This window comes from Halomonas sp. BM-2019, assembly GCF_017584085.1.
Map to the genome: position 1 here is coordinate 3,438,759 of NZ_CP071922.1, position 14,024 is coordinate 3,452,782.

The window sequence follows — 14,024 nt, forward strand, 5'->3', positions numbered from 1 at the left end:
CGCGACTCGGCGGAGCCGGTGGTGGCGCGGCTCGCCGCCGCGGCCGCCGAGGCAGCGGACCTCGAGCGCCTGGAGGCCGCCTTCCAGGGCATGACCCGAACCGCCGGCGAGCCCGAGGCCCATGAGCTGCACGCCGACTACGACGTGGCCTTCCACGACGCCATCTACCGTGCCAGCCACAACCTGGTGTGGCGTCAGATGGGCCACCTGCTGCGCCCCTCGATCATCGCCCTGATCCAGAGCTCCCAGGCCCATGTCCATCGGGAACACGCAAACCTCGACGACAGCCTGGCCCGCCACGCCCGGGTGTTGACGGCGATCCGCCGCCGCGACGCCGCCGCCGCCGAGCACGCCGCCCGCGAGGTGCTGCACCGCACCCATCGACCTCGGCATCGTCGCCGAGCCGACCGACGCCTGACCCATCCCGAGGAATCCCCATGAAGATCACCCGACTCAAGACCTGGCAGGTACCGCCGCGCTGGCTGTTTCTCAAGATCGAGACCGACGCGGGCGTCTACGGCTGGGGCGAGCCGGTCATCGAGGGCCGCGCCGCCACCGTGGAGGCCGCCGTCCATGAGCTGGCCGACTACCTGATCGGCCAGGACCCGCACCGCATCGAACACCTGTGGAACCTGATGTACCGCGCCGGCTTCTACCGCGGCGGCCCGATCCTTATGAGCGCCATCGCCGGCATCGATCAGGCGCTTTGGGATCTCAAGGGCCGCGATCTCGGGGTGCCGGTGCACCAGTTGCTGGGCGGCGCGGTACGCGACAGGATGCGCATGTACGCCTGGACCGGCGGCGATCGGCCCAGCGACGTGGGGGCCGGCGCCAGGGCCCTGGTCGAGCAGGGCTTCACCGCCTTCAAGATGAACGGCACGCCGGAACTACAGATCGTCGACTCCCACCGCAAGGTCGACGAGGCGGTGGCCCGGGTGGCCGAGGCCCGAGACGCCGTGGGCCCGGACGTGGGCATCGCCATCGACTTCCACGGCCGGGTGCATCGCCCCATGGCCAAGGCGCTGCTGCGCGAGCTGGAGCCCTTCCATCCGATGTTCGTCGAGGAGCCGGTCGCCCCCGAGCACCTGCCCTGCCTGGGTCAGATCGCCGGCGGCCTCGGCTACCCCCTGGCCACCGGCGAGCGGCTGCACACCCGCTTCCAGTTCCGCGACCTGCTGGCCGACGGCATGATCGATATCGTCCAGCCCGACCTCTCCCACTGCGGCGGCATCAGCGAGGGGCTGAAGATCGCCGCCCTGGCCTCGGCCCATGACGTGGCACTGGCGCCCCACTGCCCGCTCGGCCCGCTGACCCTGGCCGCCTCCCTGCACCTGGATGCGGTCAGCCACAACGCCTTCATCCAGGAGCAGAGCATGGGCATCCACTACAACCGCGACAACGACGTGCTCGACTACCTGGTGGACAAGTCGGCGCTGGCCATCGAGGAGGGCTTCTGCGCCATTCCCCAGGGCCCGGGGCTCGGCGTGGAGATCGACGAGGCCTTCGTCGAGGAGCGCGCCAAGGTGGGGCACCGCTGGCGCAACCCGGTGTGGACCCACGAAGACGGCTCCATCGCGGAGTGGTGAGGGATGAGGAGTAAGGAGACGACCATGAGCTTCGACTTTCACGATCTGACCTTCGGCGACCTGAAGGGCCAGAGCGTCTTTATCACCGGCGGCGGCTCGGGCATCGGCGCGGCGCTGACGGAGGGATTCCTGGCCCAGGGGGCGAGGGTGGCCTTCGTCGGCCTCTCCGACGCCGGCGACTTCTGCGCCGCCATGGCGGCGAAATACGCCAATCGGCCGCTGTTTATCGAGTGCGATATCCGCGACGTGGCGGCGCTCCAGGCGGCGATCGCCCAGGCCCGCCAGGCCCATGGCCCGATCGGAGTGCTGGTCAACAACGCCGCCCGGGACACCCGCCACAGCCTTGATGACTGGAGCGTCGAGGAGTGGGACGACGCCATCGCCACCAACCTGCGCCCGCAGTTCTTCACCGCCCAGGCGGTCGCCCCCGACATGCGCGAGCTGGGCGGCGGAGCCATCATCAACCTGTCGTCCAACAGCTACCTGCTGGGCCTCGGCGGCTACCCCAGCTACGTGACGGCCAAGGCCGGGATCATGGGGCTGACCCGGGCGCTGGCCCGGGAGCTCGGCCCCCACGCCATCCGCGTCAACTGCCTGATCCCCGGCTGGGTGATGACCGAGCGTCAGCGGGAACTCTGGGTCAACGACGCCGACCTCCAGGCGTGCCTGGACCAGCAGTGCCTCAAGGAGGCGATTCCGGTGGCGGACATGATCGGGCCTTGCCTGTTCCTCGCTTCGAAGGCCTCCCGGATGATGACCGGCCAGGAGCTGGTGGTGGACGGAGGCCGGGCATGATGGCCATCGCCGAGCGCCTGGCCTGGATCGCCGTGGACTGGGGCTCCAGCAACCTGCGCGCCTGGGCCCTGGACACCCGGGACCAAGTGCTGGCGCGCGCCGGCAGCGAGCGCGGCATGCTCTCGCTCACCCCGGCCGAGTATGAGACCGAGCTCAAGCGGGTGATCGGCGAATGGCTGCCCGCCATGGGGCGCGTGCCGGTGCGGGTGTGCGGCATGGCCGGCGCACGCCAGGGCTGGCGGGAGGCCGCCTACCTGCCGGTGCCGACCCGCCTGGACGACCTGGCCCGAGCCGCCGTGGCCCCGCCCCTCGACGACCCGCGGCTGGAGGTGCGGCTGCTGCCGGGGCTCTGCCAGACCGCCGGGGGCGCCTTCGATGTGATGCGCGGCGAGGAGACCCAACTGGCCGGGCTGGTGGCCCAGGAGCCCGCGCTCACCGGTCTGGCCTGCCTGCCCGGCACCCACGCCAAGTGGGCCCGCCTCGAAGCCGGTGTGGTGACCCGTTTCACCACCTGCCTCACCGGCGAGCTCTACGGCCTGCTGGCCCGCCGGTCGGTGCTCAGGCACTCCCTCGGCCACGCCGTCGACAAAGACAATCTAAGCGATCCCGGCTGTCGCGAGGCCTTCGTGTGCGCGGTACGCGAGATCACCGCGGCTCCCGCCACCTATCCGTCCAGGCTCTTCGGCCTGCGCGCCGCCGACCTGCTCGACGATACCCTGCCCCAGGGCGACGCCCGCGGCGCCCGGCTGGCCGCGCGCCTCTCGGGCCTCACCGTCGGCCTGGAGCTGGCCGGGATGGGTAACGACTTGCCCGCCGGCGAACCGGTCACCCTGATCGGCAATGAGTCGCTCTGCGACCGTTATGTCCTGGCCCTCGACGCCCTGGGCCATGAGAGCCACCGACTGGACGGCGAGGCCGCGGTGCTGGCCGGCCTGGGACTCGCCCACCGAGCCTTCGGCGCCTGAGAATCCATCCTGGAGATCCCCCTATGACCCTGCCCCTGATCGGTATCCTGCGCGCAATCACCCCCGAGGAGGCGGTGGCGGTGGGCGAGGCAGTGCTCGCCGCCGGCATCACCACCCTCGAGGTGCCGCTCAACTCCCCCGAGCCCCTGGAGAGCATCCGCCGCCTGGCCGAGGCGTTGGGCGAGGGCGCCCTGGTGGGCGCCGGCACCGTGCTGACGGTCGACCAGGTGCGCGACGTCCACGCCGCCGGCGGCCGGCTGGTGGTCTCGCCCAACTGCCGCCCGGCGGTGATCGAGGCGACCCGCCGCCTGGGCATGCAGAGCTGGCCGGGAATCGTCACCCCCTCCGAGGCCTTCGACGCCCTGGATGCCGGCGCCACCGGCCTCAAGCTCTTTCCCGCCGTCCAGGTGGGCCTCGAGGGGATGCGGGCGGTGCGCGCCGTGCTGCCCGCGGGCACCCGGCTCTACGCCGTGGGCGGCATCGGCGAGGACACCTTCGCCGCCTGGCGCGCCGCCGGCGTCGATGGCGCCGGCCTCGGCAGCGCCCTCTACCAGCCCGGCCAGAGCGCCACTCGAGTCGGCGAGCAGGCCCGTGCGCTGGTCGCGGCCTGGCAGGCCGCGGGAGGCGAAGCATGAGCCTGGCGACCTTCCAGGCCGAGCTCGCCGTGGAGAGCCGCTGCACGCTGGGCGAAGGCCCCCAGTGGCACGCCGCCGGCGGACGGCTCTACTGGTGCGAGATTCTCGGCCGGCGCCTGCACTGGCTGGAGGTAGCCTCTGGCGCCACCGGCCACCGCGAGCTCGACCATCGGGTCTCGCTGGCCGCCCCCCTCGAGGACGGCGGCGCCCTGCTGGTGGGCGAGGACCGCCTCAGCCGATTCGACCCGGCGACCGGCGCCCTCGAGCGCGTCGGCGACTTCGAGGCCGACGATCCGCTGACACGCAGCAACGACGGCCGGGTCGACCGCCACGGCAGCCTGTGGCTCTCCAGCATGGGCCAGGCCGCCGAACCCGGCGCCGGCAGCCTCTACCGCCTGCATCGGGGCGAGCTGGTCAAACTGCGCAGCGGCCTGACCATCCCCAACGCCATCTGCTTCTCGCCCGGCGGCGAGTTCGCCTGGTTCACCGATACCCCGACCGGGGTGGTGATGCGCTGGGCGCTGGACCACCAGGGCTGGCCGGTGGGCGACCCGGCGCCCTGGGCCGACCTCTCGGCCCAGGGCGGCGGCCCCGACGGCGCCGTGGTGGATGCCGAGGGCCATCTCTGGCTGGCGCTGTGGGGTGCCTCCCGGGTGGTGCGCCTGGACCAAGACGGCCGCGTGGTCGGCGAGGTGCGCCTGCCGGTCAGCCAGCCCTCCTGCCCGGTGTTCTCCGGGTCGCGCCTCGAACGGCTCTATATCACCAGCGCCCGGGAGGGCCTCTCCCCCGCCGCCCTCGCCCGGGAGCCCCACGCCGGCGGCCTCTTCATGGCCGAGGTGGGCGTCAGGGGGGTCGCCGAGCCGCCGCTGCGGCTGCGCTGATCCTCTCTCACCCGCACCCTCTCTCGCCCACCCCCACCCTCCCGTCGCCACCACCCAGAACGGCCCTTCCCCCCCCAGGGAAGGGCCGTTATCGTGTGGCCTCCCCCGGCCGGACAGCGCGCCAAACTAGACCTTGGTCGAGTACATGAGCCTCCGGGAAATGTCAGACAAAAAGACGGAGGTGACGGTTTCCCCTCACCCGTATCGTAGCCAACGTGGTCATTCAGCGAAGGAAGCTCGCGCCTTCGCCGCCACCTCTTCCCGCGCCAACGAAGCCGGCGGTCGCGACGAGATCCACGGCGCCCGGGTGCGTTTCTTCTACGCTTTCTGAACCAGGCCCCTGCCGCCAAGGGATGGGTGGCGGCTTACTGATTCGATCCTTCCCCGCCACCCTCGGGTCGCAGGGTTTTCATGTGGCCCTTCCTGGAGTCTTCCCATGCCTCCCAATCCCTATTACCCGACTCGAGCGTCCCGCTATGCCGAGATGCCCTACCGACGCTGCGGGTGCAGCGGCCTCAAGCTACCAGCGCTCTCGCTCGGCCTGTGGCAGAACTTCGGCGGCGTCGATCCCCTCGAGAATGCCCGGGCCATGCTGCACCGCGCCTTCGACCTGGGTGTCACCCACTTCGACCTGGCCAACAACTACGGCCCGCCCTACGGCAGCGCCGAGGAGACCTTCGGCCGTCTCTTCCACCAGGACTTCCGCCACTACCGGGACGAGCTGATCGTCTCCACCAAGGCCGGCTACGACATGTGGCCGGGCCCCTACGGCAGCGGCGGCTCGCGAAAATACCTGCTGGCGAGCCTCGACCAGAGCCTGAGGCGCCTGGGCCTCGACTACGTCGACATCTTCTATCACCACTGCCCGGATGCGGAGACGCCGCTGGAGGAGACGATGCTGGCACTGGACCAGATCGTGCGCTCGGGCAAGGCACTCTACCTGGGCATCTCGTCCTATTCGCCCGAGCATACCGCCCAGGCCACCCGTATGCTGCGCGAGCTGGGCACCCCGCTGCTGATTCATCAGCCGCGCTATAACCTGCTCGATCGCCGGTTGGAGAGTTCGGGGCTGCTCGACACCCTGCGCCGGGAGGGCCTCGGCGCCATCGTCTTCTCGCCGCTCGCCCAGGGCATCCTCACCGACAAGTACCTGGCCGGCATCCCCGCGGGCTCGCGCGCCGCACGCCACGAGCAGATCTACCTGTCGTCCGACGACGTGATCGCGAGGATTGAGAAGGCACGTGGCCTGAACGTGATCGCCGCCGAACGCGGCCAGCGCCTGGCGCAGTTGGCACTGAGTTGGGTGCTACGCGATGAGGCGGTGACCAGCGCCCTGATCGGCGCCAGCCGCCCGGAGCAGATCGAGGAGTGCGTGGCCGCCCTCGAGGCGCCGCCCCTCGCCGACATCGAGCTCGAACGCATCGAGGCGATCCTGGCTCAGGGGGAGCCGCCGATGCCCCGAAAGCGCTTGCGATAGGCGCTGGGCGTCATCTCCAACTGGCGCTGGAATACCTCGTAGAAGCGGCTGCTGGAGCCGAAGCCCACCGCCAGGGCGATATCGAGGATCGGCCGGTCGGTATCGGCCAGCAGCGCCTTGGCCTGGTTGATGCGCAGCCCGTTGATGTACTGCTTGATGGAGGTGCGCAGCACCTTCTTGAACTGACCCATGGCGTAATGGGGATGGAGCTCGGCGACGGCGGCCACCTCGCCGGCAGTGATCGGCTGGTCGTAGTGGGCGGCGATGAACTCGAGCATCTGCTGCACCTTGCCCAAGCGCGGATCATGCCCCCCTTCGCCGCGCCCGCGGAAGTCCTGCAGCCAGGTCTCGAACTGATCGACGGCCAGCCCATAGGGCTTGCGGGAGGCGAGCACCGCCCCGCCCATCAGATCGCCGGTCACGGCATCGTCAAGAGTCCAGTTCAGGAACATCTGGATCGGCACATAGACCAGCAGCATGCGGTGGCAGTCGCCGCGCTCGGTCAGGCGGTGGGGCATGGCAGCCCAGAACAGGCCGAGGTGACCGGCCGGGAGGCGGAACTCCCGGCCGTTGATCAGGTAGGTCACGCCATCACCCAGCGGCAGGTTGAGCTCCACATGGCTGTGCCAGTGATGACAGCGCATGTTGTCCGGTCGCCCCGCCTCCAGATAGACCTGATCGGGCCGGTAGTGGAACAGCGTGGGCCGATTGAGCAGCTCCTCGTCCAGCGATTCGATTTCCTGGATACCACCGCGCGGTGCCATGAACGATCTCCCCGGGGCGCCGGCCCCCAGCGGCGACGGCGGCCGGGCGGACCCTGCCTCCATGCTAACCACCGGGCCAAGGGTTGCCAACGCCCACTTCGCCGCCTGCCTAGACACCCGCCACCTCGATCAGCATGGCCGCCTCCGGGTGGAGCACTGGCAGTTGCAGGCCGACGCGCTGCAGCAGCTCGCCGGAGAAGACGCCCCCGCCCCGGGCCAGCAGCTCGCTGGCCTCACGCTGGGGGCCCAGCGCCCCTTCCGGCAGCCAGAAGCCGACCCGGTACCGGCGCAGCGGGTCGAGCCCGGCCAGACGCAGCGGCGGCAGCAGGAACTGCCGGGGCAGCGCCAGGGTGGTGGCGGCGAACAGCGCCCGGCTCCGGTCCTCGGCCACCACGCCATAGGCCTGCAGCGCCTCGTCGGCGGTGTCGAGACGGGTGAAGTCGCCGGTATGTAGCAGCTCGCGGTGGTGCTTGTAGCGGTCGACCAACTCGCGCACCCCGGCCTGCTCGGCCTCGCTCATGGCCCGCACGTCCAGTTCCATGCCCATATGACCGAACATGGCGGTGATCAGCCGATAGCCCAGGGCATGGCGCCGCCCGGTGGTGTGGCCGGGGCTGGCGCTGATATGGGAGCCGAGGATCTCGTGGGGCAGGAACAGCGAGGCGCCGTACTGCATGCGCTGGCGCTCCAGGGGGTCGATGCAGTCCGACAGCCAGACCCGCTGGGTGTGACGCAGCACCTCGAAGTCGATGCGCCCGCCGCCGGAGGCGCAGGTCTCGATCTCCACTTCGGGATGGGCGGCGCGCAGCTGTGCCACCAGCCGGTAGAAGGCCTCGGTCTGGCGATGCACGCTGGGCACGCCACCGCTGCCCGGCTGGACCAGGTCGCGGTTCATGTCCCACTTGATATAGGCGATGTCGTAGGTCGAGAGGAAGTGGTCGAGCCGCTCGAAGAGGTAGTCGAACACCTCCGGCCGGGCGAGATCGAGCACGTACTGGTGGCGCCCCAGCGGCTGGTCATAGCCCTCCAGTTGGAGGATCCAGTCGGGGTGGGCGCGGAACAGCTCGGAATCGGGATTGACCATCTCCGGCTCGAACCAGAGGCCGAACTCCATGCCCCGCGCCTTGACCGCCTCGATCAAATAGACGAGCCCGCCGGGGTGCTTGCGCTCGTCGACGAACCAGTCGCCGAGGCCGGCGTGGTCGTCGTCGCGCCTACCGAACCAGCCGTCGTCAAGGATGAAACGCTCGACGCCCACCTTCGCCGCCTGCTCGACCAGATCGAGGAGCTCCTCGGGCTTGTGGTCGAAGTAGAAGCCTTCCCAGGTGTTGAGATGCACCGGGCGCGGCTTGCGTCGCACATCGAGATCCATCAGGCCGCGCAGGCAGCGATGGAACTGCCGGGACAGCCGATTGAGCCCCTCGCCGGACCAGCTGGCATAGACCCTGGGGGTGGCATAGCTCTCGTCCTGGGCCAGGCGCAGCTCGCCGGGGTAGAGCCACTCGGCGGCCTGGATATGGCGCGGCCCCTCCACCAGGCGCTCGGCCACCAGGCGATGGTTGCCGCTCCAGGCCAGGTGGATGCCCCACACCTCGCCGCGCTGTTCGGCGAAGCCCGTCTCGCCGGCGATCAGCGCCGGGAAGCTGTCGTGGGAGGTCTTGCCGCGGCGGTTCTCGCGCACCAGCTTGCTCATCGGCCAGGGCTGGCGCTGGGTGAGGAACTCCTGGATCCAGCGCCCGTGGAAGCTGATCAGCTCCGCGGCCCGGGCAGGCAGCGGCAGCGACAGGCCCAGGTGGTCCAGCTCGAAGGGCGCCTCGGCCAGGTTGGTGAGCCGCGCCTGCAGGGTCACCACGTCGCAACCCGGGTCGAGGGAGACCTCCAGATCCAGCGCCAGGCCCGCCAGATCGTCGCGGCAGCGGAAGGTCAGGGCGCTCTCCCCCTCCGCCTCGGCGATCTCCAGGCGGAACTGGCCGCCCCAGCGGCGGCGATCGGCATGGCCCATCAGGCCCGCCTCGCCGTGGAAGCCGCGGCCCAGCTCGGGCACCAGGCTGAGGTGGGGAATGGTATCCATGACGCTGCCGTTGGGATGCGGCGGGTCGGTCAAGAGGGCGAGCTGCTCGAGGGGCGTGTCGTCGGCCAGCCGCGCGCCCCAGTGCAGCACCCGCGGCACCTGGCCGTCGTCGCTGCCGATGACCAGGCTGCTGTGGGTGCCCTTGAGGTGATACCAGTCTTGCATGTCATGTCTCCTTACGGCCGCGAGCTCGATTCGCGGCACGAAAACAACGGCAGTAGCGACGTCAGGCCGCCTCCTCGTCGAGGCGCACCTCGAAGGCGGCCTTGATCAGGCGCTGGGTGTAGGCCTCTCGCGGCTGGCTCATCACCCGCTCGGTGAGGCCCTCCTCCACCAGGCGGCCGGCCTGCATCACCATCACCCGCTGGCAGAGCGCCCGCACCACCCGCAGGTCGTGGCTGATGAACAGGTAGGAGAGCCCGTACTTCTTCTGCAGCCCCTTGAGCAGCTCGATGATCTGGCGCTGCACGGTGAGATCCAGCGCCGAGGTGGGCTCGTCGAGCAGCAGGAACTCGGGCTCCAGCGCGATGGCCCGGGCCACGGCGATACGCTGGCGCTGGCCCCCGGAGAACTCGTGGGGGAAGCGCTCCAGGGCGAAGGCGCCGAGGCCGGCATCCTCCAGCGCCTTGGCGGCCAGCCGGTGGCGCTCGGCACGGGTCTCGCCGATGCGATTGATCTCCATGCCTTCGTGGATGATCTGGCGCACCGTCATGCGCGGGTTGAGGGAGGCGTAGGGGTCCTGGAAGACGATCTGCATGCGCCTGCGCAGCGGCCGCATCGCTTCGCGATCCAGGGCGTGGATCGGCTCGCCGTCGAAGATCACCTCGCCGTGGCTATCGGCGTTGAGCAGGCTGAGGATCGCCTGGCCCAAGGTGGTCTTGCCGGAACCGCTCTCGCCGACGATGCCCAGCGCCTCGCCACGCCTGAGCGCCAGGGAGATGTCGTCCACCGCCTTGAGGCGTGGCCGTGGCTTGCGGCTGAACAGCTTCTTCTTGCCGATGCGGAAGTTGACCCGCATGTTGCGGGCTTCCAGCAGCAGCGGGCTGTCGGCGGGAATGGGCTCGGCGCTGCCGCTGGGCTCCGAGGCGAGCAGCATCCGGGTATAGGGGTGCCGGGGGGCGTCGAAGAGGGCACGGGTGACGCCCTCCTCCACCACCCGCCCCTTCTCCATCACATAGACCCGGTCGGCATACTGCTGGACGATGGTCAGGTCGTGGGTGATCAGCAGCACGCTCATGCCGTGACGCTGCTGCAGCCGGCGAATCAGCTGCAGGATCTGCGCCTGGACGGTGACGTCGAGCGCCGTGGTCGGCTCGTCGGCGATCAGCAGCTCCGGCTCGTTGGCCAGCGCCATGGCGATCATCACCCGCTGACGCTGGCCACCGGAGAGCTGGTGGGGGTACTGGTCGAGGCGCTCCTCGGGCTGGGGAATCCCCACCTCCCTGAGCAGTTCCAGGGTGCGCGCCCGGGCCTCCCGTCGGGTGACCCGGCGGTGGGCGCGGATCATCTCGCCGATCTGGCTGGCGATGGTGTAGACCGGGTTCAGCGAGGTCATCGGCTCCTGGAAGATCATGGCGATACGGTTGCCGCGCAGCGCCATCAGCTGCTTCTCGCTGTAGCGCGAGATCTCCTCGCCGGCGAAGTTCACCGAACTGCCCGCCTCGAGGCGGGCGCTCTGGGGCAGGAGCCCCATCAGGGTGCGGGCGGTCACCGACTTGCCGGAACCGCTCTCGCCCACCAGGGCCACCAGCTCGCCCTTGCCGATGGTGAAGGAGGCCTCCTTCACCGCCTGGACCCATCCGCCTTCGGTACGGAAGGCGACGTTGAGGTTCTCCGCGTTCAACAGCGCTTGCGTGTGTCGGGTCATGTCGATCACCTCACCTTGCCGTAGGGGTCGATGGCGTCGCGCAGGCCGTCGCCGATGGCGTTGAACGCCAGCACGGCCAGCAGGATGAAGAGCACCGGGGAGAGCAGCCAGGGGTAGGCGCCCACCGCCTGGAAGTCGGCCGCGGCGTTGAGCAGCTGGCCCAGGCTGATCAGCGGCGCCTGGATGCCCACGCCCAGGAAGCTCAGGAAGCTCTCGGCGAGGATCACGTTGGGGATCAGGATGGTGGCCACCACGATCACGTGGCTCATCACGTTGGGCAGGATATGGCGCAGGATGATGCGCTTGTCGCTGGCCCCGCAGGCGATGGCCGCCTTGACGTAGTCGAGCTGGGCCAGGCTCAGCGCCTTGCCGCGCACCTCCCGGGCCAGTTGGGCCCACTTGAGGATGCTGAGGATCCCCACCATCAAGAGGAACAGCGTCGAGGCCTGGGCCGCCTGGGGCAGGATGGCGATCAGCGCCAGGAACAGCGGTAGCTCCGGGAAGGCCAGGAACAGCTCGGTGATGCGCTGGATCAGGTTGTCCTTGCGCCCGCCGAAGTAGCCGGAGGTGATGCCCACCAGGGTGCCCACGGTGACCGACACGGCCACCACCAGCACCCCGAGCAGCAGGGTCAGGCGCGAGCCGAACAGGATGCGGCTGAAGAGGTCGCGCCCCAAGGCGTCGCTGCCCAGCAGGTGCAGGGGCGAGCCGTCCTCCAGCTGGATCAGGTGGCGGCTCAGTGAGATGCCGAGCCAAGTATATTCCCACCCCCGGGCGAAGAAGGTCACGTAGATGCGCTCGCCGGTGTCGGGCTCGAGGATCGGCTGATAGGTGACCGGATCGAAGCTCTCCTCGTAAGGGTGCACGAAGGGGCGCAGGCTGAAGCCCTCCTCCTCGCTGTACCAGCTCAGCGTTTGGGGCGGGCCATAGCTGTTGGCGCTGTTGCGGGCGGTGGGGTCCACCGGGGCGAAGAAGGGGGCGAAGACCGACAGCATCACCAGCAGGAGCAGCATGGCGAGGCCGACCAGGGCCAGCCTGCTGCGACGGAAGCGCCGCCAGACCAGGGCCGGATAGCTCTCGCCGCTGTGCTCGTGGGTATCGGTTGGTGCGGCGCCGGCGGCCGGCGGCGTGGCGTTCGAGGCGTGAGTCATCATCGGAGGGGTCCTCATTGCTTGCGCAGCCGCGGGTCGATCAACACCAGCAGGGCGTCGGCGATGATGTTGCCGATCACCAGGGTGACGGCCAGCAGCAGCATGAAGGTGGACACCACGAAGACGTCCTGGGCGTTCATGGCGGAGACGATCAGCGGCCCGACGGTGGGCAGGGCGAAGACGATGGCCACCTCCAGCTCACCGGCGATCATGTAGGGCAGGGCCACCCCCTGGTACATCACCAGCGGATGGGAGGCGTTGGGCACGGCGTGCTTCATCACCACGGTGCGCCGCGACAGGCCCTTGGCCCGGGCGGTCTCGATGTACTGCGACTGCAGCACGTCGAGCATGTTGCTGCGCATCACGCGCAGGTTGTAGGCCATGCCGCCGAACACCGCGATCAGCAGCACCGGCCAGATATGGGTCATCAGGTCGAAAAACTTGGCGATCGACCAGGGCTCGAGGAGGAACTCCGGCGAGAAGAGGCTCGAGACGTTGGTCAGGCCGAGTCCGAATACCAGCCAGTAGAGCAGCACTAGCGCCATGATGAAGCGCGGCGTGGTCATGCCGATGAAGGAGATCAACCCGGAGAGGGTATCGCCGAGCTTGTACTGGCGGGTGGCGGCATAGATGCCCAGCCCCGCGCCGATCAGCGTGGCCAGCACATGGCTCAGCCCGGCGATGAACAGGGTGATGGGCAGGCGCTCCTTGACCAGCTCGGCGATCGGCTGGTTCTGGCTAAAGGAGTAGCCGAAGTCGCCGTGGAAGAGCATGCCCTTCATCCAGTTGAGGTACTGGACGATCATCGGCTGGTCAAGGCCGTAGCGCTCGCGGTAGGCGTCGGCCATGGCCTGGGCATCTTCCCGGGACAGCCCGCCCTGGGACATGGCCTGCGACTGCAGCTGGTCGGCGTAGTCGCCGGGCGGCAGCTGGATCAGCGCGAAGGAGATGAGGCTCAGCGCGATCAGCAGCGGGATGGCGCCGAGTATCCGTCGGATCAGATAGTTCATGTCCTGACTCCTGGGCGAGCTGCTCGGGTCGGACGTCCCCACAGGGACGTCCGGCTGGGCTCGCCGGGTTGGCAGTGGGACCGGCCGGCCCTCAGGGCTGGCGGACCGGCAGGGTGTTGGGGCGCAACTGGTTGACCTGCTCGCCCTCGGGCACCCAGAGGCGCTCGCGGATCAGGGCATCCTCGGCCCACTGGTAGGTGCGGATGGGGGTCCCGGCCGGCACGTTCCTGAGCCGCTTGTTGACGATCAGGGCGCCGGGCACGCTGGTCAGGCCGATCTGGTAGAGGTTCTCGGTGAAGGTCCTGTTGAACTCATGGATCAACTCGGCCTGGCGATCGCCCTCGGTCTCGCTGCGGTAGGTATTCATCAGCTCCGCCAGCTCCTGCTCGAAGGGCTGCAGGGCCTGCGGGAAGTCGCTGCTGCCCAGGTGCCACATCGGGGTATTGCGATGCAGCGGCGCCAGGGTGTCACCGGTCTGGATCGGCACGATGTTGTCGTCGGCGCGCCGGATCAGCATGTCGAACTGGCCGTTGCCCTCGCGGCTGTCGAAGGCGGTGCCGCTCATGGGCCTCGGGATCAGGCGGATGCCGATATCACGGAACATCGAGACCAGGCCTTCGGCCAGGGTCACGTCGGTGGGGTACTCGTTGACGATCTGCAGGGTGATCTCTAGATCGCGCTCCGCCATGGGCCCCTCGCTCCAGTTGCGCAGGCTCGAGCCGGTGGTGTCGACGAGCCCCAGGTCATCGAGCAGGGCGTTGGCCAGTGCGAGGTCGTGGTCATAGAAGACCACCGAGCTCGCGTCCACCGCCGGACCGTCCG

General features: G+C 69.4%; 14 protein-coding genes. 8 read left to right on the top strand and 6 right to left on the bottom strand.

What is annotated here, in order from left to right; translation table 11 throughout:
- The 8 genes from J5F18_RS17070 to mgrA all read left to right on the top strand — a co-directional run.
- Positions 1 to 441: FCD domain-containing protein (locus J5F18_RS17070; RefSeq protein WP_346299731.1), on the top strand; the 441-nt coding region annotated here is incomplete at its 5' end.
- Entirely contained in the window at positions 438 to 1,586 is a 1,149-nt protein-coding gene (gene dgoD / locus J5F18_RS17075) for a galactonate dehydratase (protein WP_346299732.1), read from the top strand. The genes J5F18_RS17070 and dgoD, both read left to right, overlap by 4 nt.
- Before the next feature lie 24 nt (positions 1,587 to 1,610).
- Positions 1,611 to 2,381, top strand: a complete 771-nt coding sequence (locus tag J5F18_RS17080; RefSeq protein WP_346299733.1) for an SDR family oxidoreductase — start codon at positions 1,611 to 1,613, stop codon at positions 2,379 to 2,381.
- A complete protein-coding gene (locus J5F18_RS17085) occupies positions 2,378 to 3,346 on the top strand; it encodes a 2-dehydro-3-deoxygalactonokinase (protein WP_346299734.1) in 969 nt (322 codons plus the stop codon). Before J5F18_RS17080 ends, J5F18_RS17085 begins: the two co-directional genes overlap by 4 nt.
- A 23-nt stretch (positions 3,347 to 3,369) precedes the next feature.
- Positions 3,370 to 3,981, top strand: coding sequence for a 2-dehydro-3-deoxy-6-phosphogalactonate aldolase (locus J5F18_RS17090; protein WP_346299735.1), 612 nt, complete (start codon positions 3,370 to 3,372; stop codon positions 3,979 to 3,981).
- Positions 3,978 to 4,862 (top strand): SMP-30/gluconolactonase/LRE family protein, encoded by an 885-nt coding sequence (locus J5F18_RS17095; protein ID WP_346299736.1) that lies wholly within the window; start codon positions 3,978 to 3,980, stop codon positions 4,860 to 4,862. The genes J5F18_RS17090 and J5F18_RS17095 overlap by 4 nt, the downstream gene beginning before the upstream one ends.
- 160 nt (positions 4,863 to 5,022) lie before the next feature.
- Complete coding sequence (locus J5F18_RS17100) at positions 5,023 to 5,193, top strand: hypothetical protein (protein ID WP_346299737.1); 171 nt, start codon at positions 5,023 to 5,025, stop codon at positions 5,191 to 5,193.
- Between the two features lie 105 nt (positions 5,194 to 5,298).
- Positions 5,299 to 6,339, top strand: coding sequence for an L-glyceraldehyde 3-phosphate reductase (gene mgrA, locus J5F18_RS17105; RefSeq protein ID WP_346299738.1), 1,041 nt, complete (start codon positions 5,299 to 5,301; stop codon positions 6,337 to 6,339).
- On the opposite strand, the gene J5F18_RS17110 is transcribed toward mgrA, so the two are convergent.
- The 6 genes from J5F18_RS17110 to J5F18_RS17135 form a co-directional block, all read right to left on the bottom strand.
- A complete protein-coding gene (locus J5F18_RS17110; RefSeq protein WP_346299739.1) occupies positions 6,300 to 7,103 on the bottom strand; it encodes a helix-turn-helix domain-containing protein in 804 nt (267 codons plus the stop codon). The genes mgrA and J5F18_RS17110 overlap by 40 nt on opposite strands.
- Positions 7,104 to 7,212: 109 nt before the next feature.
- A complete protein-coding gene (locus J5F18_RS17115; RefSeq protein ID WP_346299740.1) occupies positions 7,213 to 9,339 on the bottom strand; it encodes an alpha-galactosidase in 2,127 nt (708 codons plus the stop codon).
- 61 nt (positions 9,340 to 9,400) lie between these two features.
- A complete protein-coding gene (locus J5F18_RS17120; RefSeq protein ID WP_346299741.1) occupies positions 9,401 to 11,041 on the bottom strand; it encodes an ABC transporter ATP-binding protein in 1,641 nt (546 codons plus the stop codon).
- 5 nt (positions 11,042 to 11,046) lie between these two features.
- Positions 11,047 to 12,195 (bottom strand): ABC transporter permease, encoded by a 1,149-nt coding sequence (locus J5F18_RS17125; protein ID WP_346299742.1) that lies wholly within the window; start codon positions 12,193 to 12,195, stop codon positions 11,047 to 11,049.
- An 11-nt stretch (positions 12,196 to 12,206) separates the two neighbouring features.
- Complete coding sequence (locus J5F18_RS17130; RefSeq protein ID WP_346299743.1) at positions 12,207 to 13,202, bottom strand: ABC transporter permease; 996 nt, start codon at positions 13,200 to 13,202, stop codon at positions 12,207 to 12,209.
- Positions 13,203 to 13,293: 91 nt separating this feature from the next.
- On the bottom strand, positions 13,294 to 14,024 hold a 731-nt coding region (locus tag J5F18_RS17135), incomplete at its 5' end, for an ABC transporter substrate-binding protein (RefSeq protein ID WP_346299744.1).